A 17,071-nucleotide genomic window follows, 5' to 3' on the forward strand; every position below is an offset into this window, starting at 1 on the left:
ATGTAAAAGGAACTGAAGATGGCAACTCCTCACATTAATGCAGAGATGGGTGATTTCGCTGACGTCGTATTGATGCCTGGCGACCCGCTGCGTGCGAAGCACATTGCAGAAACCTTCCTCGAAGACGTGCGTGAAGTGAACAACGTTCGCGGCATGCTGGGCTTCACCGGGACCTACAAAGGCCGCAAAATTTCCGTAATGGGTCACGGTATGGGTATCCCATCCTGCTCCATCTACACCAAAGAGCTGATCACCGATTTCGGCGTGAAGAAGATCATCCGCGTGGGCTCCTGTGGCGCCGTGCGTATGGACGTGAAGCTGCGTGACATCGTTATCGGGATGGGTGCCTGCACCGACTCCAAAGTTAACCGCATGCGCTTCAAAGACCACGACTTCGCGGCAATCGCTGACTTCGGCATGGTACGCGACGCCGTTGACGCAGCCAAAGCGCTGGGCGTTGACGCTCGCGTGGGCAACATCTTCTCCGCGGACCTGTTCTACGCGCCAGACGGCGGCGAGATGTTCGACGTGATGGAGAAATACGGCATCCTGGGCGTGGAGATGGAAGCGGCAGGTATCTACGGCGTAGCGGCTGAGTTCGGTGCGAAAGCCCTGACCATCTGCACCGTGTCTGACCACATCCGTACACACGAGCAGACCACTGCCGCTGAGCGTCAGACCACCTTCAACGACATGATCAAAATCGCGCTGGAATCCGTTCTGCTGGGCGATAAAGAGTAAGACTCTTCCTCGGGGGCGTTCTGCCCCCGCTTTTCAATCTATTCATCTTTATCTTTCTGCTTAGCTATTTCTCTTTGCATTTCAGCTGAATATAGTACTAAATTTATTCAAGTATCTATTCATGAAACCATTCACTGATGACGACGATAAGTGACCTGTTACTGCAGGGACCGCGTGCGGCTCCCGAGCTTCGCCAGCAGCTTGGCATCAGCCAAGCGACATTTTCACGTCTGGTTTCCGCCCAGGATCGAGTGATCCAGTTTGGAAAAGCACGCGCCACTCGCTACGCCCTGATAAGGCCGGTGCGGGGCGTCAGCGCGTTTCCATTCTGGCAGGTGAATGCCCAGGGAAAGGCCGTTAAAGGTGGCGAGATTTACCCTATCTGGCCCCAGGGAAGTTGTCTGGTGCTGCAGGCTGATGGGCAATGGCAATGGTTTGATGGTCTTCCCTGGTACCTGACCGATCTCCGTCCTCAGGGCTTTTTAGGACGCGCCTGGGGTCGTCGTATGGCGCAGCAATTCTCACTCCCGGAAGATATCCGCCTGTGGCAGGAAAACGATGTGCTTTATGCGCTAAGCCAGTTTTCAGGTGAGCACTCTGGCGGCTGGCTGGTAGGGGAAGAAAACTATCAACGCTGGCTCTCTGCGACGCCGCCTGATGCTATCGCCGACGATCAAAAAAATCGGATTTATACGCAGCTATCCCGCGAGGCGCTGGCGGGGGAGATCGTGGGATCTTCGGCAGGCGGGGAACAACCTAAGTTCTCCTGCTTTTCCCGAACGGTATCGGGTGATGCGCATGTGCTGGTTAAGTTTACCGCCCCGCAACTGAGCGCGGTTTCAGTACGCTGGGGCGATCTGCTACTGGCGGAGGCAATCGCCCTCAGAACCCTGGCATCTGCGGGGCTGGCAGCCAGCGATGCCGCAGTGCTGCAGGGTGAAAACGGACAGGTTTTTCTTGAGGCGAAACGCTTTGACTGCGAAGGCGTAACGGGCAGACGGGCCATCGTGTCTCTGGAGGCAGTACAAAGTGAATTTGTCACCGCCAGTGGGGCATGGCCGCACACGGTCGATAAGCTGGTACAGGCTGGGATCGTGGAGGACACCGCCGCCGGGCAGGTCGAAAAAATCTGGGCATTTGGTCGCCTTATTGCTAACAGCGATATGCACGCGGGGAACCTCTCTTTTTATTATTCTGCGTTCCCGTTATCCCTGACGCCCGTTTATGACATGTTGCCCATGGCGTTTGCGCCTTCCAGTGCAGGTATGATGCGGGAAAAAGCATGTGAGTTGCGTTTCGACAGCACGATATCGCGTCAGGCCTGGGAGTTTGCCCTGCCGCTGGCGACACAGTTCTGGGAGCGGGTAACGGCGGAGAAACGAATAAGTGAAAACTTCCGCACAATCGCAGCGGGCATGAAAGCGCGGTTAGATGACATTGCGGGAATGGTGCAGAGAATGGCCTGAGGAGAGCTGCCCGGTGGCGTTTCGCTTACCGGGCGTACAGTTTTCCATCCGGCTTTTTTATTACCGCACCGCCCCCGCAATCCACGCCGACAGCTCCCGTAGCTCTTTTTCCTGTTCCGGGAAGTCGCCAGTCAGGGCATCACACTCCTGCTGCAACATATCCGCCCGATACAGGCAGCCCTGCAGACGCGCCGCCAGCGCCTCTAACGGGGCCGGGTTCAGGCTGTCGGTAAAGACTTGCGTGCGTGAGATATGGCCCTTCTCGACGTCGAAGTGCAGCTCTACGCCGCCCCAGGTAAAGCGTTCATCCAGCAGATGCGAGAAGGCAGGCGCCTGACCAAAGTTCCACTCCCAGCTGCTCTGGCGGGCAAAGGTTTCGGCGAAGTTCGGCAGATCCGGCGTTTTGTCAGGTGAAATGACTTCGGCTTCAACGCGCTCGCCATAGTGGGCAAAAAACGCCTCTGTAACAGCCTCGCAGATCCGCTCATGGGTGATGCCCGGCAGCAGATCCACCAGATTCGCCACCCGGCCACGCACGGAGGTGATGCCCTTGGCCTGCAGCTTTTTCTGGTCGGGATTGAGGTAGTTCGCCAGGCGGCTGAGATCGGCATTCAGCAGCAGGGTACCGTGGTGAAAACCGCGGTCCATAGTTTCGCGGTAGGCCGAGCCGGAGACCTTCCGGTCGCCCTCTGCCGTTTTCACCACCAGGTCGTTACGCCCGGAGGCTTCCGTCGTGGCGCCCAGCGCCTGCAGCGCATTCAGCACAATGCGGGTGGAGATGGTTTTGTCGTACTCCGGCTTTCCGGCCATAAAGGTAAAGCAGGTATTGCCGAGGTCGTGAAATACCGCGCCGCCGCCGCTGCTGCGACGCGCCAGGCGCACGTTGTCCTCTTCCATGCGTCGCGTGTTGCACTCTTTCCACGGGTTTTGCGCCCGGCCAATCACCACCGTGTCGGCGTTGCGCCACAGGAACAGCACGCGCGGGGTGGCGGGCATCTGGCGGAAGATGCACTCTTCCACCGCAAGGTTAAACCAGGGATCGTATGAATCTGAGATAAGCAGACGCAATGTAGACATGCAGATTTCCTTTCCTGAAACGGTTATCGACAAAACCACTAGGTTTTCTTTTCGCTCTCTTCCTCTTCGGGTACCGATTTACTGGCGGTGAGCAGGAACGGCGACTGCTGCCAGCGGGTGCGTTTGCCCTGCAGCAGCGTGCGGGTCAGCACCACGCCAATCGCCAGCGACAGCAGCAGCATCAGGCGCAGAATATTGGTGGTGTTATCCACCTGTTTGGCCTCGGTGGCCAGGGTATGGGTGTCGAGCGTCAGGCGCAGATAGCCGAGCGGACCGTTTTTGCCCTGAATCGGCTCCACCAGCTGCTGGTTAAAGTAGCCGCCGGCTTTTTTACCGTCCAGTGCCAGCCGGTCGCGTACCTCGACCTGCTCCCCTGAGCGGGCAATCAAGCCACCTTCTTCGTCGTAAACGCTGGCGTCGAGGATGCGGCTCTCTTCCGTCAGAACATGCAGCACCTGGCTGATGCGCTTCTCATCCGGCGTTTCGGTTCGCATCAGCGGGGCGATGTTGAGCGACACCTGTCGCGCCAGCGTGTGCGCCAGCTCTTCAAGCTGCGGATTGCGCTGCCGTTGATGATTCTGGCTGAACCACGATGCGCCCTGCATCAGCGCCACTAACAGGGCGAGACAGGAGAGGACAATCACGGCACGATGAAGCCGGAATTTCAGTTTTGCACGAGCCATATTCCACCTGCTGAAAATTTTCGGGGTTAATGTTGCCAGAAGTGATGGTTACAAGGTAGCCTCATGCGTTATTTTCACCCCCTGGATGATTCCCGGCGCGAACGATTTTACAGGAGCTTTAATGCCAAACATTACCTGGTGCGACCTGCCCAATGATGTCTCTCTCTGGCCAGGATTGCCGCTCTCATTAAGTGGCGATGAGGTAATGCCACTGGATTACCATGCTGGCCGTAGCGGCTGGCTGCTGTATGGACGCGGCCTGGATAAACAGCAGTTAACAACCTATCAGCGCAAGCTGGGCGCGGCGATGGTGATCGTGGCGGCCTGGTGCGTGGAAGACTACCAGGTGATCCGCCTGGCCGGCTCCCTGACCCAGCGCGCCACCCGTCTGGCGCACGACGCGGGCCTCGATGTGGCACCGCTGGGTAAAATCCCGCACCTGAAAACCCCAGGACTGCTGGTGATGGACATGGATTCTACCGCCATTCAGATCGAATGCATCGACGAGATTGCTAAACTTGCCGGTACGGGCGAGATGGTGGCCGAAGTGACCGAGCGCGCCATGCGTGGCGAACTGGACTTCACCGCCAGCCTGAAACAGCGCGTGGCGACCCTGAAAGATGCTGATGCGAATATCCTGATGCAGGTGCGTGAAAAGCTACCCCTGATGCCGGGCCTGGTGCAGCTGGTGCTGAAGCTGGAGACCCTGGGCTGGAAAGTGGCTATCGCCTCCGGCGGCTTCACCTTCTTTGCCGAGTATCTGCGCGACAAGCTGCGTCTGGACGCCGTAGTCGCCAACGAGCTGGAGATCCGCGACGGCAAACTTACCGGGAACGTGATTGGCGAGATTGTCGATGCTCAGTTCAAGGCCAACACCCTGACGCGTCTGGCGGAAAAATATGACATCCCGGTTGCCCAGACGGTGGCGATTGGCGACGGCGCGAACGATCTGCCGATGATTAAAGTTGCCGGGCTTGGCATTGCCTATCATGCCAAACCGACCGTCAACGAAAAGACGGAAGTTATCATCCGTCATGCTGACCTGATGGGGGTGTTCTGCATTCTCTCCGGCAGCGTAAACCAGAAATAGTTGTATAGGCCTGCTTGCCGGGCAAGCGAAAGCGCCACCCGGCAAGCAGGCCGCGCAGAAATAAAGAGGTAAAACGTGGCGAAAGCTCCAAAACGCGCATTTGTCTGTAATGAATGTGGGGCGGATTATCCGCGCTGGCAGGGGCAGTGCAGCGCCTGTCATGCCTGGAACACCATCACCGAAGTGCGCGGCATTGCCGCTTCGCCAACCGTTGCCCGTAACGAGCGTCTGAGCGGTTATGCGGGCAATGCGGGCGTATCGAAAGTCCAGAAACTCTCCGAGATCAGCCTCGAAGCCCTGCCGCGCTTCTCCACCGGTTTTAAAGAGTTTGACCGGGTGCTGGGCGGCGGCGTGGTGCCGGGCAGCGCCATTCTGATTGGCGGTAGCCCGGGGGCGGGTAAATCGACCCTGCTGCTGCAAACCCTCTGCAAGCTCGCGTCGCAGATGAAAACGCTCTACGTCACCGGGGAAGAGTCGCTGCAGCAGGTGGCGATGCGCGCCCACCGGCTGGGGCTGCCCACCAACGACCTCAATATGCTCTCTGAAACCAGCATCGAGCAGATCTGCATGATTGCTGAAGAAGAGCAGCCGAAGCTGATGGTGATCGACTCCATTCAGGTGATGCACATGGCGGACGTCCAGTCGTCGCCGGGCAGCGTCGCCCAGGTGCGCGAAACCGCCGCCTACCTGACGCGCTTTGCCAAAACGCGCGGCGTGGCAATCATCATGGTCGGCCACGTCACCAAAGATGGCGCCCTGGCCGGCCCGAAGGTGCTCGAGCACTGTATCGACTGCTCGGTAATGCTGGATGGCGATGCTGATACCCGTTTCCGCACCCTGCGCAGCCACAAAAACCGCTTTGGCGCGGTGAACGAGCTGGGCGTCTTTGCCATGACCGAGCAGGGGCTGCGTGAAGTCAGCAACCCGTCGGCCATCTTCCTGAGCCGCGGCGATGAAGTCACCTCCGGCAGTTCGGTGATGGTGGTCTGGGAAGGGACGCGCCCGCTGCTGGTGGAGATCCAGGCCCTGGTCGATCACTCGATGATGGGCAATCCCCGTCGCGTCGCGGTGGGCCTTGAGCAAAACCGTCTGGCGATCCTGCTGGCGGTACTGCACCGTCACGGCGGCCTGCAGATGGCGGATCAGGATGTGTTTGTGAACGTGGTCGGTGGGGTCAAAGTCACCGAAACCAGCGCCGACCTGGCGCTGCTGCTGGCGATGGTATCCAGCCTGCGCGACCGTCCGTTGCCGCAGGATCTGGTGGTCTTTGGCGAAGTCGGTCTGGCCGGAGAGATCCGTCCGGTGCCGAGCGGTCAGGAGCGCATTTCCGAGGCGGCAAAACACGGCTTCCGCCGGGCGATTGTGCCCGCCGCCAACGTGCCGAAAAAAATCCCCGAAGGGATGAAAGTGTTTGGGGTGAAGAAACTCGCAGATGCGTTAAACGTCTTTGACGACTTATAATTATTTATTCGATGTTGCAGGAGGCACCGTAATTTATGTCGTCATTTGACTATATCAAGACCGCAATCCGCCAGAAAGGCTGCACCCTGCAGCAGGTGGCGGAAGCCAGCGGTATGACCAAGGGCTATTTAAGCCAGCTGCTGAATGCCAAAATCAAAAGCCCCAGCGCGCAGAAGCTGGAAGCGCTGCACCGCTTTCTGGGGCTTGAGTTTCCGCGGATGCAGAAGAACATCGGCGTGGTGTTCGGCAAGTTTTATCCGCTGCATACCGGGCATATCTATCTGATCCAGCGCGCCTGTAGCCAGGTGGACGAGCTGCATATCATCATGGGCTATGATGAGAAGCGCGATCGGGAGCTGTTCGAAGCGAGCGCCATGTCCCAGCAGCCCACCGTCCCCGACCGCCTGCGCTGGCTGTTGCAGACCTTTAAGTACCAGAAAAATATCCGCATTCATGCCTTTAACGAAGAGGGCATGGAGCCGTATCCGCACGGCTGGGACGTGTGGAGCAACGGCATCAAAGCCTTTATGGAAGAGAAGGGCATCCAGCCTAACTTTATCTACACCTCTGAAGAGTCTGACGCCTCGCAATATCCCGAACATCTGGGCACGGAAACGGTGCTGATCGACCCTAAACGCACCTTTATGAACATCAGCGGGGCGCAGATCCGTGAGAACCCGTTCCGCTACTGGGAGTACATCCCGACGGAAGTGAAGCCGTTCTTTGTGCGCACGGTGGCGATCCTCGGCGGCGAGTCCAGCGGTAAATCGACCCTGGTCAACAAGCTGGCCAACATCTTCAATACCACCAGCGCCTGGGAGTATGGCCGGGATTATGTCTTCTCGCATCTTGGCGGCGATGAGATGGCGCTGCAGTATTCCGACTACGACAAGATTGCGCTGGGGCACGCCCAGTACATTGATTTCGCGGTGAAATACGCCAATAAAGTAGCGTTTGTCGATACCGATTTCGTCACCACCCAGGCGTTCTGCAAAAAATACGAAGGGCGCGAGCATCCGTTTGTGCAGGCGCTGATCGATGAGTACCGCTTCGACCTGGTGATCCTGCTGGAGAACAACACCCCCTGGGTGGCGGACGGGATGCGCAGCCTCGGCAGTTCGGTGGACAGAAAAGAGTTCCAGACCATGCTGGTAGAGATGCTCGACGCGAACAATATCGACTTTGTGCACGTGGAAGAGGCGGACTATGACAACCGCTTCCTGCGCTGCGTGGAGCTGGTGAAAGAGATGATGGGGGAGAAGGGGTAGGTTTGTGCGGCCTGATGCCCTCACCCTGGCCCTCTCCCACAGGGAGAGGGCACAAACACTAAAAAAGGCAACCGAGGTTGCCTTTTTGCGTTTATTTCGAAATACGCTTGTACTTGATACGCTTCGGCTCCAGGGCGTCGGCGCCCAGGGTGCGTTTCTTGTACTCTTCGTACTCGGTGAAGTTACCTTCGAAGAACTCCACTTTACCTTCATCCTGGTAATCCAGAATGTGGGTAGCGATACGGTCGAGGAACCAACGGTCGTGGGAGATAACCATTGCGCAGCCCGGGAACTCCAGCATGGCGTTTTCCAGCGCGCGCAGGGTTTCGATGTCCAGGTCGTTGGTCGGTTCATCGAGCAGCAGGACGTTACCGCCAACCTGCAGCAGTTTCGCCAGATGCAGACGACCACGCTCACCGCCGGACAGCTCGCCCACGCGTTTACCCTGATCAACACCTTTGAAGTTGAAGCGGCCTACATAGGCACGGCTTGGCATTTCAGTGTTGCCGATACGCATGATATCCAGGCCGCCGGAAACTTCTTCCCAGACGGTTTTGCTGTTATCCATTGCGTCACGGAACTGGTCAACGGATGCCAGCTTCACGGTTTCGCCGAGGGTGATAGTGCCGCTGTCAGGCTGTTCCTGACCGGACATCATGCGGAACAGGGTCGATTTACCCGCGCCGTTCGGACCGATGATCCCAACGATAGCGCCTTTCGGTACCGAGAAGCTCAGATCGTCGATCAGAACGCGGTCGCCGTAGGATTTACGCAGGTTGCTGACCTCAACGACTTTATCCCCCAGACGTGCTCCAGGCGGAATAAACAGTTCGTTGGTTTCGTTACGTTTCTGGTATTCGGTGTTGTTCAGCTCTTCAAAGCGTGCCAGACGGGCTTTGCCCTTAGACTGACGGCCTTTAGTGCCCTGACGAACCCACTCCAGCTCTTTCTCAATCGACTTACGACGCGCCGCTTCCTGAGAAGCTTCCTGCGCCAGACGCTGATCTTTCTGCTCCAGCCAGGAGGAGTAGTTACCTTCCCACGGAATACCTTCACCGCGGTCCAGCTCCAGGATCCAACCGGCAACGTTATCGAGGAAGTAACGGTCGTGGGTGATCGCCACAACGGTCCCTTCGAAGTCGTGCAGGAAGCGTTCCAGCCAGGCTACGGATTCCGCATCCAGGTGGTTCGTTGGTTCGTCGAGCAGCAGCATGTCTGGCTTTTCCAGCAGCAGACGGCACAGCGCGACGCGGCGGCGTTCACCACCGGACAGCTTTTCAATTTTTGCATCCCAGTCTGGCAGGCGCAGGGCATCGGCCGCACGCTCCAGCTGCACGTTCAGGTTGTGACCGTCGTGTGCCTGGATGATCTCTTCATATTTACCCTGCTGGGCAGCGAGCTTGTCGAAGTCCGCATCCGGCTCGGCGTACTTCGCGTACACTTCGTCCAGACCCTTCAGCGCGTTAACCACTTCGGAAACGGCTTCTTCAACGGATTCGCGAACGGTGTGTTCCGGGTTCAGCTTCGGTTCCTGTGGCAGGTAACCGATTTTGAGGCCAGGCTGCGGGCGGGCTTCACCTTCGATGTCTGTATCGATGCCCGCCATGATGCGCAGCAAGGTGGACTTACCGGCACCGTTGAGACCCAGCACACCAATTTTTGCGCCCGGGAAGAAGCTCAGCGAGATATTTTTAAGAATATGACGTTTCGGCGGTACCACTTTGCCGACACGATGCATGGTATAAACGAATTGAGCCACGTTGGACTTCGCCTCTTTTATCGTGATGAGAATAGTGGCGAAGTGTAGCCTTTTTCCCCGCCTAATCCCAGCCATCGACGTCTGGAGTGTTAAAACGCGCAAGAAAGGTAAAAATGTGTCGGTAACGTGGCGCGTTGGGGGATGCCTGGTTAGCATAAGTTAATTACGCTTTTGCGCGGCACGATGCTGCATTTAATGACGATTAACAGAGGATGAGCGTGTGGTAAAAGCCAAACAAGTGGGCTGGCGACTGTTGGCTGCCAGCGTCTGCGTGCTGACAATCAGCAGCGCAGCGCGAGCCGATTCACTGGATGAACAACGTAACCGCTATGCACAGATCAAACAGGCATGGGATCAGCGACAGATGGAGACAGTGCAGGCCCTGATGCCGACGCTGAAAGCGTATCCGCTCTATCCCTATCTGGAATACCGTCAGCTTACCGACGATCTGATGAACCAGCCGACGATCACCGTCAAAAACTTTATTCAGGCCAACCCGACGCTGCCCCCGGCGCGCACCCTGCAGTCGCGCTTTGTGAACGAGCTGGCGCGACGTGAAGACTGGCGCGGCCTGCTGGCCTTTAGCCCGGATAAACCGGGTACCACCGAAGCGCAGTGTAACTACTATTACGCGAAATGGGCGACGGGCCAGCAGGATGAGGCATGGAACGGCGCCAAAGAGCTGTGGCTCACCGGTAAAAGCCAGCCTAACGCCTGCGACTCGCTGTTTGGCGCCTGGCGCGCTTCCGGCAAACAGGATCCTCTGGCGTATCTGGAGCGTATTCGTCTGGCGATGAAAGCGGGTAATACCCGTCTGGTCACCACCCTTGCCGGGCAGATGCCGTCGGATTATCAGACCATCTCCAGCGCCCTGATCCAGCTGGCGAACGATCCGAAAACGGTGATGGACTTCGCCCGCAACACCGGCGCGACCGATTTTACCCGTCAGATGGCGGCGGTGGCCTTCACCAGCGTGGCGCGGGATGACGTGGAAAACGCCCGGCTGATGATCCCAACCCTCGCTCAGGCGCAGCAGCTTAATGAGGATCAAACCCAGGAGCTGCGCGATATCGTGGCGTGGCGACTGATGGGCAATGACCTCACCGACGAGCAGGCACGCTGGCGTGATGACGCCATCATGCGTTCAAACTCCACCTCGCTGGTGGAGCGTCGTGTGCGCATGGCATTGGGGAACGGCGATCGCCGCGGCCTGAACACCTGGCTGGCGCGTCTGCCGATGGAAGCAAAAGAGAAGGATGAATGGCGCTACTGGCAGGCGGATCTGCTGCTGGAGCGGGGGCGTAATGAGGAGGCAAAATCGATCCTGCGCAGCCTGATGCAGCAGCGCGGTTTCTATCCGATGGTGGCGGCCCAGCGGCTTGGCGAAGAGTACACCCTTAAGATTGATAAAGCGCCGTCCGGCGTCAACGCCGCGCTGGTGCAAGGGCCGGAGATGGCGCGGGTGCGCGAGCTGATGTACTGGAATCTGGATAACACCGCCCGCAGCGAATGGGCGAACCTGGTCACCAGCCGTACCGTAGATGAAAAAGCCCAGCTTGCGCGCTATGCCTTCGATAATCACTGGTGGGATCTCAGCGTGCAGGCGACGATCGCCGGCAAGCTTTGGGATCATCTCGAGGAGCGTTTCCCGCTGGCCTATAAAGATCTGTTCGATCGTTACACCAGCGGGAAAGACATTCCCCAGAGCTATGCGATGGCGATTGCCCGTCAGGAGAGCGCCTGGAACCCGAAAGTGCGCTCGCCGGTCGGGGCCAGCGGTCTGATGCAGGTAATGCCCGCTACGGCTGCCCACACGGTGAAGAAGTTTGGTATTCCGGGCTACTCCAGTCCGTCGCAGCTGCTGGATCCAGAAACCAATATCAACATCGGCACCACCTATCTGCAGAGCGTTTACGACCAGTTCGGCGACAACCGCATCTTCGCCTCGGCGGCCTATAACGCCGGGCCGGGACGCGTGCGCACCTGGCTTGGCAACAGCGCTGGACGCATCGACGCGGTGGCGTTTGTTGAGAGCATTCCGTTCTCGGAAACCCGCGGCTATGTGAAGAACGTGCTGGCGTATGATGCTTACTATCGCTACTTCATGGGGCAGAAAGATACCCTGATGAGCGACAGTGAGTGGCAGCGACGTTACTGATCGGTGAGGGTTATGTTATGCTTGTACTCGTTTAAGAGTACGAAAGGCGGCATAACATGACCCAGAATTCACCTTACTCATCGGCGATGGCCGAGCAGCGTCATCAGGAGTGGCTTCGTTTTGTGGAGCTGCTTCGCCAGTCATATGAACAGGATCTGCATCTGCCGCTGCTGCAGCTGATGCTCACCCCCGACGAGCGCGAGGCGCTGGGTACCCGTGTGCGCATCATTGAGGAGTTGCTGCGCGGTGAAATGAGCCAGCGCGAGCTGAAAAGCGAGCTGGGGGCGGGGATCGCGACCATCACCCGCGGCTCAAACAGCCTGAAGTCCGCGCCGGTAGAATTACGCCAGTGGCTTGAGAATGTGCTGCTGAAAAACGCCTGATGGCGCTGCGCTTATCAGGCCTACGCCCCAGGCCGGATAAGGCGAAGCCGCCATCAGGCAATTAACGGTAAATCGCGTTATGAAACGGGCTTAACGCCAGGATCACCGCCTGGTGGTAAACGCTTGAACGCGTGAGCGCGCCGGCGGTAAACACCCCAATCGCCCCCTCTTTACGTCCGATCTCATCGATGCCGGTGTATTTCGACATCACCGGCCCAAGGGCTTCCCCTTCGCGTACTTTATCCAGAATGATCGCCGGTAACGGCAGGGTGGCGGAACGTGCTTCACCGCGCTGATGTGCGCTTTCGATCACCACCCAACTGAAGGTGCTGCCTTCGTCGATCCCGGCTTCAATGGCGACCCAAAAGTCCGCTTGCGGATATGCCTGCCTGGCGTTTGCCACGCGATTCCGTGCGCCAGCGCGGGTTTCTTCGCTGCCGATTGGCTGTTCCGGGACGCCGCTCTCGACGTTGACGGATTCGATATGGCAGGATCCTTCGCCGAAGATCTCGGCAAATGCCCTTAGAATTGCCTGAATTTTGGCAGGATTAGTGGTAGCTGAGACAACCTGGTGCATAATTAAGCCTAACTCTAAAAATATCATCGCAGTATAACGGAAAAAAAGCATGTTACAGGTATACCTTGTTCGCCACGGTGAAACGCAGTGGAACGCCGAGCGACGTATTCAAGGCCAGTCAGACAGTCCACTCACTGCCAAGGGCGAGCAACAGGCCTGGCAGGTTGGCGAACGTGCCAAAACACTGGGCATCACCCACATCATCGCCAGCGATTTAGGCCGCACGCGACGCACAGCGGAGATCATCGCGCAGGCCTGCGGCTGCGATGTCACTGTGGATGCCCGCCTGCGCGAGCTGGATATGGGGGTGCTGGAACAGCGTCTTATCGATACCCTGACCGAAGAAGAAGAGGGCTGGCGTCGTACGCTGGTCAACGGCAGCGAAGATGGCCGTATCCCGCAAGGCGAATCGATGCTGGAGCTGAGCGAGCGTATGCACGCGGCGCTGGCGGCCTGCCTGGATCTGCCGCAGGGGAGCCGACCGCTGCTGGTCAGTCACGGGATGGCGTTGGGCTGTCTGGTCAGCACCATTCTCGGGCTTCCGGCATGGGCTGAACGCCGCCTGCGTCTGCGCAACTGCTCGCTTTCCCGCATCGACTATCAGCAGAGTCCGTGGCTGGCTTCAGGCTGGATTGTGGAGATGGCAGGGGATATCTCGCATCTCGATGCCCCTGCGCTAGATGAGCTGCAGCGTTAACGGCGGACAGGAATCAGGTATTCGCAACGCAGTTCGATAGGACCTTCTTCCGGTTTCAACTCAGTGGCAGGATAGTAACGTTCAATATCCTGCCCCTTTCTGCGGTTCAGGTTCAGCATCGGCATGCAGGTGCCGTAGACCGTCAGGATAAAGTCCTGCACGCCGGTCCCCAGCCCTTCGTAGGTGAACATCACGTATTCACCGCCTTCCAGCACAACCGGTTTCGACCCCTGAATATAGCCATTGGCCATTTCCGGCGTTAACGCGGTGGTGTAGAAGACCTCCTGCTCGTCGTCTTTTTCCAGACTTGGACGCGTCTCGTTCAGGCCATACAGCAGCGGCGGGATGGCCGGCGCGTGACTGAGGAACTCGCGCCAGAACTGGACGCGCATCTGATGACGGAATTCGGAGATCTGCTCCAGCGAGCAGGAGTAGCTCTGCGTGGTGCCGATCAGGTGGGTCTCTGGGAGAGTGATGAACTCATGCTGCGGCATGGTGAACTCGCCGAGGCGCAGCGGCGGACGCATGCCGAACGAGCTCCAGTCCGGCGAGCGGCGATAGAGCGCAGGCGTCAGCGAGAACTGTTTTTTGAACGCGCGGGTGAAGGTCTGCTGTGAATCAAAACGGTACTGCAGGGCGATATCCAGAATGGGACGCGCAGTCAGGCGAAGCGCCACGGCGGATTTGGAAAGACGACGGGCGCGGATATAGGCGCCAATGGCGTGACCGGTGACATCCTTAAACATCCGCTGTAAATGCCACTTAGAATATCCCGCTTTTGCCGCTACATTATCGAGTGACAAAGGCTGATCCAGATGGCCTTCCAGCCAGGTAAGAAGATCGCGAATAATTCCAGCCTGATCCATATACTATCCTCATCCTTAAAACAGCAGGTACCCTGCTAACAGGTTAGCGGATAATAGCATTTTTTGATGTTTTAGCATTCAGTGTTTTTTTTGCGCTTAAATGCGATTTTCCTGATGATCCGGAAGGATATTTTCTAATGCTGTGATCTTGCTGCTTTTTTTATATGATTGTTGAATAATTACGCAGTTCAATTTTCAAATATGGTAACAATATGAAATACAAGACATTGATCGTCACGGCGCTGCTGGTATTAACCGGTCAGGCCGCGCAGGCAGAGGAAATTGGCTCTGTTGATACCGTGTTCAAGGTTTTCGGGCCGGACCACAAAATTGTCGTTGAAGCCTTTGACGATCCCGATGTGAAGAACGTGACCTGCTATATCAGCCGGGCAAAAACCGGCGGGATAAAAGGGGGCCTTGGGCTGGCGGAAGACACCTCTGATGCCGCCATCTCCTGCCAGCAGGTGGGGCCAGTCGAGCTGAGCGAGAAGATCAAAAACGGTAAATCCCAGGGTGACGTTGTGTTCCAGAAACGCACCTCGCTGGTGTTCAAAAAACTGCAGGTAGTGCGTTTCTATGATGCGAAACGTAACACCCTGGCTTACCTGGCCTACTCGGATAAAGTCGTCGAAGGTTCGCCGAAAAACGCGCTGAGCGCGGTGCCAATTATGCCGTGGCATTAATTCAGGGATACAGCATGCAGCAACCTGTGGTCTGGCTGGTTGAAGATGAAATCAGCATTGCCGATACGCTGATCTATATGCTCCAGCAGGAGGGGTTTGCGGTGACGGCCTTTGAGCGTGGCCTGCCGGTGCTGGAGGAGGCGCGCCGACAGATCCCGGCGATCGCCATCCTGGACGTGGGGCTGCCGGATATCAGCGGGTTTGAACTGTGCCGTCAGCTTCTGACCCTGCATCCCTCGCTGCCGGTGCTGTTCCTGACGGCCCGCAGCGATGAGGTGGATAAGCTACTCGGGCTGGAGATCGGCGCGGATGATTACGTCGCCAAACCCTTTTCCCCCCGGGAGGTATGCGCCCGGGTGCGGACCATTTTACGGCGCATGCAAAAATCCGCCGCGCCTTCAGAGATCGTTCGTATCGGCCAGTTTGAGCTGAACGAATCTGCCGCCAGGATCAGCTGGTTTGGTGAGCCCTTACCCCTGACGCGCTACGAGTTTCTGCTGCTCAAAACGCTGCTGAACGCGCCGGGCCGCGTCTTTTCTCGCCAGCAGCTGATGGATAAAGTGTGGGGGGAAGAGGGCGACAGTTTCGATCGCACCGTCGACACCCATATCAAAACTCTGCGCGCCAAGCTTCGGGCGGTAAACGATCGGCTCTCCCCCATCAGTACCCATCGCGGCATGGGCTATAGTCTGGGACTGTATTAATGCGCATCGGCATGCGGCTGTTGCTGGGCTACTTCCTGATCGTGGCCATCGCCGCGTGGTTTGTGCTGTCGATCTTTGTTCAGGAGGTGAAGCCCGGCGTGCGCAGGGCCACCGAAGGGACGCTGATTGACACCGCGACGCTGCTGGCGGAGGTGGGGCGAGACGACTTGCTCTCGGACAACCCGCAGGAAGGCAAGCTGGCCCAGGCCTTTTCCCGCCTCCATCAGCGTCCGTTTCGCGCCAATATTGGCGGCATCCACAAAGTGCGTAACGAGTATCACGTCTACATGACCGATGCCCGCGGCAGGGTGGTATTTGACTCCGCCGGACGTGCGGTGGGCGAGGATTACTCACGCTGGAACGACGTCTGGCTGACCCTGCGCGGGGAGTACGGCGCCCGCAGCACTCCGGGCAATCCGCAGGATCCTGAGAGCACGGTGATGTACGTTGCCGCGCCGGTGGTGGATCAGGGCAAGATCATCGGCGTGCTGTCGGTCGGAAAACCCAACAGCGCGATGGCGCCGGTGATCCAGCGCAGCGAGCGGCGGATCCTGTGGGCCGGCGGGGCGTTACTGGGCCTGGCGTTGCTCATTGGTCTGGCGGTGGCCTGGTGGATCAACCGCTCGATTAACACCCTGTCGCGCTATGCCGACTCGGTGACCACGGATACCCCTCTGCCGTTGCCCGATCCGGGCAGCAGTGAACTGCGCAAGCTGGCGCAGGCATTAGAGAATATGCGCGTTCGCCTGGAGGGGAAAAATTACATCGAACACTATGTGCACGCGCTCACCCACGAGCTGAAAAGCCCGCTGGCCGCCATTCGCGGGGCGGCGGAGATCCTGGCAGAGCAGCCCCCGCCGCAGGTGGCGGGGCGGTTTATCGATAACATTCTGGTGCAAAACGCCCGCATGCAGTCGCTGGTGGAAAAACTTCTCGCCCAGGCGCGGCTGGAAAATCGGGTCGAGATTGTTCCGGTCAGCGTCAGCATTGACGAGCTGTTCTCGCGACTTGCCGATGCGCGCGCGGCGACGCTGGCCTCCGCACAGATCGCCCTGAACTGGCATAAGAGCGGGTGCTGCGTGGAGGGGGATGCCGATCTCCTTGAGCAGGCGCTGGGCAATTTACTGGATAACGCTATCGACTTCACGCCGCAGGGTGGAACGATCCAGCTTGCGGCCAATCAGTCTCACAGGCAGGTTGAGATCGCCGTGACCGATACCGGAAGTGGGATACCGGATTACGCCCGGCCGCGAATTTTTGAACGCTTCTATTCGCTCCCGCGCCAGAACGGGCTGAAAAGCAGCGGGCTGGGGTTGGCGTTTGTGCAGGAGGTGACGCGTCTGCATCAGGGGAGTATCGATCTGCAAAACCGTACTGACGGCGGCGTGATCGCCACGCTGACACTTCACCGTCCCTTCACATAACTTCAAACTGGCCCCACATAGCGTTGTTAGGCTC

The 17,071-nt window shown here is 58.1% G+C and carries 16 protein-coding genes; 11 read left to right on the forward strand and 5 right to left on the reverse strand.

The window, feature by feature from the left end; translation table 11 throughout:
- Window positions 1–18 precede the first annotated feature (18 nt).
- Together deoD and yjjJ are read left to right on the forward strand one after the other, a co-directional pair.
- Window positions 19–741, forward strand: a complete 723-nt coding sequence (gene deoD, locus FHN83_RS14980) for a purine-nucleoside phosphorylase (RefSeq protein WP_014068806.1) — start codon at window positions 19–21, stop codon at window positions 739–741.
- 137 nt (window positions 742–878) lie between these two features.
- Window positions 879–2,207, forward strand: coding sequence for a type II toxin-antitoxin system HipA family toxin YjjJ (yjjJ, locus tag FHN83_RS14985; RefSeq protein ID WP_139564266.1), 1,329 nt, complete (start codon window positions 879–881; stop codon window positions 2,205–2,207).
- Between the two features lie 60 nt (window positions 2,208–2,267).
- Here yjjJ and lplA read toward each other — a convergent pair whose 3' ends face one another.
- Window positions 2,268–3,284, reverse strand: a complete 1,017-nt coding sequence (gene lplA / locus FHN83_RS14990) for a lipoate--protein ligase LplA (RefSeq protein WP_139564267.1) — start codon at window positions 3,282–3,284, stop codon at window positions 2,268–2,270.
- Window positions 3,285–3,322: 38 nt separating this feature from the next.
- Window positions 3,323–3,967, reverse strand: coding sequence for a YtjB family periplasmic protein (locus tag FHN83_RS14995; protein ID WP_039030464.1), 645 nt, complete (start codon window positions 3,965–3,967; stop codon window positions 3,323–3,325).
- A 121-nt stretch (window positions 3,968–4,088) separates the two neighbouring features.
- Here FHN83_RS14995 and serB point away from each other — a divergent pair, with 121 nt between their 5' ends.
- From serB to nadR, 3 genes are all read left to right on the forward strand, one after another.
- Window positions 4,089–5,057 (forward strand): phosphoserine phosphatase, encoded by a 969-nt coding sequence (serB, locus tag FHN83_RS15000; protein ID WP_139564269.1) that lies wholly within the window; start codon window positions 4,089–4,091, stop codon window positions 5,055–5,057.
- Between the two features lie 75 nt (window positions 5,058–5,132).
- The gene (radA, locus tag FHN83_RS15005; protein ID WP_039030462.1) at window positions 5,133–6,518 is read left to right on the forward strand and encodes a DNA repair protein RadA; all 1,386 of its coding nucleotides are present in this window, start codon (window positions 5,133–5,135) and stop codon (window positions 6,516–6,518) included.
- A gap of 35 nt (window positions 6,519–6,553) precedes the next feature.
- Complete coding sequence (gene nadR, locus FHN83_RS15010; protein WP_039030461.1) at window positions 6,554–7,786, forward strand: multifunctional transcriptional regulator/nicotinamide-nucleotide adenylyltransferase/ribosylnicotinamide kinase NadR; 1,233 nt, start codon at window positions 6,554–6,556, stop codon at window positions 7,784–7,786.
- 91 nt (window positions 7,787–7,877) lie between these two features.
- On the opposite strand, the gene ettA is transcribed toward nadR, so the two are convergent.
- Window positions 7,878–9,545 (reverse strand): energy-dependent translational throttle protein EttA, encoded by a 1,668-nt coding sequence (ettA, locus tag FHN83_RS15015; RefSeq protein ID WP_039030460.1) that lies wholly within the window; start codon window positions 9,543–9,545, stop codon window positions 7,878–7,880.
- A gap of 220 nt (window positions 9,546–9,765) precedes the next feature.
- Here ettA and sltY point away from each other — a divergent pair, with 220 nt between their 5' ends.
- Both sltY and trpR read left to right on the forward strand, forming a co-directional pair.
- Entirely contained in the window at window positions 9,766–11,703 is a 1,938-nt protein-coding gene (gene sltY, locus FHN83_RS15020) for a murein transglycosylase (RefSeq protein WP_139564271.1), read from the forward strand.
- 56 nt (window positions 11,704–11,759) lie between these two features.
- On the forward strand, window positions 11,760–12,086 hold the full coding sequence (gene trpR / locus FHN83_RS15025) for a trp operon repressor (RefSeq protein ID WP_039030458.1): 327 nt from the start codon (window positions 11,760–11,762) through the stop codon (window positions 12,084–12,086).
- A 61-nt stretch (window positions 12,087–12,147) separates the two neighbouring features.
- Here trpR and yjjX read toward each other — a convergent pair whose 3' ends face one another.
- Window positions 12,148–12,663, reverse strand: a complete 516-nt coding sequence (yjjX, locus tag FHN83_RS15035) for an inosine/xanthosine triphosphatase (protein WP_039030628.1) — start codon at window positions 12,661–12,663, stop codon at window positions 12,148–12,150.
- Between the two features lie 49 nt (window positions 12,664–12,712).
- Between yjjX and gpmB the strand changes: the two genes are divergently transcribed.
- Window positions 12,713–13,360 carry a 2,3-diphosphoglycerate-dependent phosphoglycerate mutase GpmB gene (gene gpmB / locus FHN83_RS15040; RefSeq protein ID WP_139564272.1) on the forward strand — a complete coding sequence of 216 codons (648 nt, stop codon included), beginning with the start codon at window positions 12,713–12,715 and terminating at the stop codon, window positions 13,358–13,360.
- On the opposite strand, the gene robA is transcribed toward gpmB, so the two are convergent.
- Complete coding sequence (gene robA / locus FHN83_RS15045) at window positions 13,357–14,226, reverse strand: MDR efflux pump AcrAB transcriptional activator RobA (RefSeq protein WP_039030456.1); 870 nt, start codon at window positions 14,224–14,226, stop codon at window positions 13,357–13,359. The two genes, gpmB and robA, sit on opposite strands and share 4 nt — an antisense overlap.
- 212 nt (window positions 14,227–14,438) lie before the next feature.
- Between robA and creA the strand changes: the two genes are divergently transcribed.
- The 3 genes from creA to creC are packed head-to-tail and all read left to right on the forward strand — an operon-like array spanning window position 14,439 to window position 17,037.
- The gene (creA, locus tag FHN83_RS15050; protein ID WP_039030455.1) at window positions 14,439–14,909 is read left to right on the forward strand and encodes a protein CreA; all 471 of its coding nucleotides are present in this window, start codon (window positions 14,439–14,441) and stop codon (window positions 14,907–14,909) included.
- Window positions 14,910–14,923: 14 nt separating this feature from the next.
- A complete protein-coding gene (gene creB, locus FHN83_RS15055; protein WP_139564274.1) occupies window positions 14,924–15,613 on the forward strand; it encodes a two-component system response regulator CreB in 690 nt (229 codons plus the stop codon).
- Window positions 15,613–17,037, forward strand: coding sequence for a two-component system sensor histidine kinase CreC (gene creC, locus FHN83_RS15060; protein ID WP_139564275.1), 1,425 nt, complete (start codon window positions 15,613–15,615; stop codon window positions 17,035–17,037). The genes creB and creC overlap by 1 nt, the downstream gene beginning before the upstream one ends.
- The last annotated feature ends 34 nt before the right edge of the window (window positions 17,038–17,071 follow it).

This window comes from Leclercia adecarboxylata (genome assembly GCF_006171285.1).
Classification (GTDB): Bacteria; Pseudomonadota; Gammaproteobacteria; order Enterobacterales; family Enterobacteriaceae; genus Enterobacter; species Enterobacter barmai.

Bases quoted from the DNA above. Each gene is read 5' to 3' on its own strand.
- deoD (WP_014068806.1), top strand. From the start codon at position 19: ATGGCAACTCCTCACATTAATGCAGAGATGGGTGATTTCGCTGACGTC.
- yjjJ (WP_139564266.1), top strand. From the start codon at position 879: ATGACGACGATAAGTGACCTGTTACTGCAGGGACCGCGTGCGGCTCCC.
- lplA (WP_139564267.1), bottom strand. From the start codon at position 3,284: ATGTCTACATTGCGTCTGCTTATCTCAGATTCATACGATCCCTGGTTT.
- FHN83_RS14995 (WP_039030464.1), bottom strand. From the start codon at position 3,967: ATGGCTCGTGCAAAACTGAAATTCCGGCTTCATCGTGCCGTGATTGTC.
- serB (WP_139564269.1), top strand. From the start codon at position 4,089: ATGCCAAACATTACCTGGTGCGACCTGCCCAATGATGTCTCTCTCTGG.
- nadR (WP_039030461.1), top strand. From the start codon at position 6,554: ATGTCGTCATTTGACTATATCAAGACCGCAATCCGCCAGAAAGGCTGC.
- trpR (WP_039030458.1), top strand. From the start codon at position 11,760: ATGACCCAGAATTCACCTTACTCATCGGCGATGGCCGAGCAGCGTCAT.
- yjjX (WP_039030628.1), bottom strand. From the start codon at position 12,663: ATGCACCAGGTTGTCTCAGCTACCACTAATCCTGCCAAAATTCAGGCA.
- gpmB (WP_139564272.1), top strand. From the start codon at position 12,713: ATGTTACAGGTATACCTTGTTCGCCACGGTGAAACGCAGTGGAACGCC.
- robA (WP_039030456.1), bottom strand. From the start codon at position 14,226: ATGGATCAGGCTGGAATTATTCGCGATCTTCTTACCTGGCTGGAAGGC.
- creA (WP_039030455.1), top strand. From the start codon at position 14,439: ATGAAATACAAGACATTGATCGTCACGGCGCTGCTGGTATTAACCGGT.
- creB (WP_139564274.1), top strand. From the start codon at position 14,924: ATGCAGCAACCTGTGGTCTGGCTGGTTGAAGATGAAATCAGCATTGCC.
- creC (WP_139564275.1), top strand. From the start codon at position 15,613: ATGCGCATCGGCATGCGGCTGTTGCTGGGCTACTTCCTGATCGTGGCC.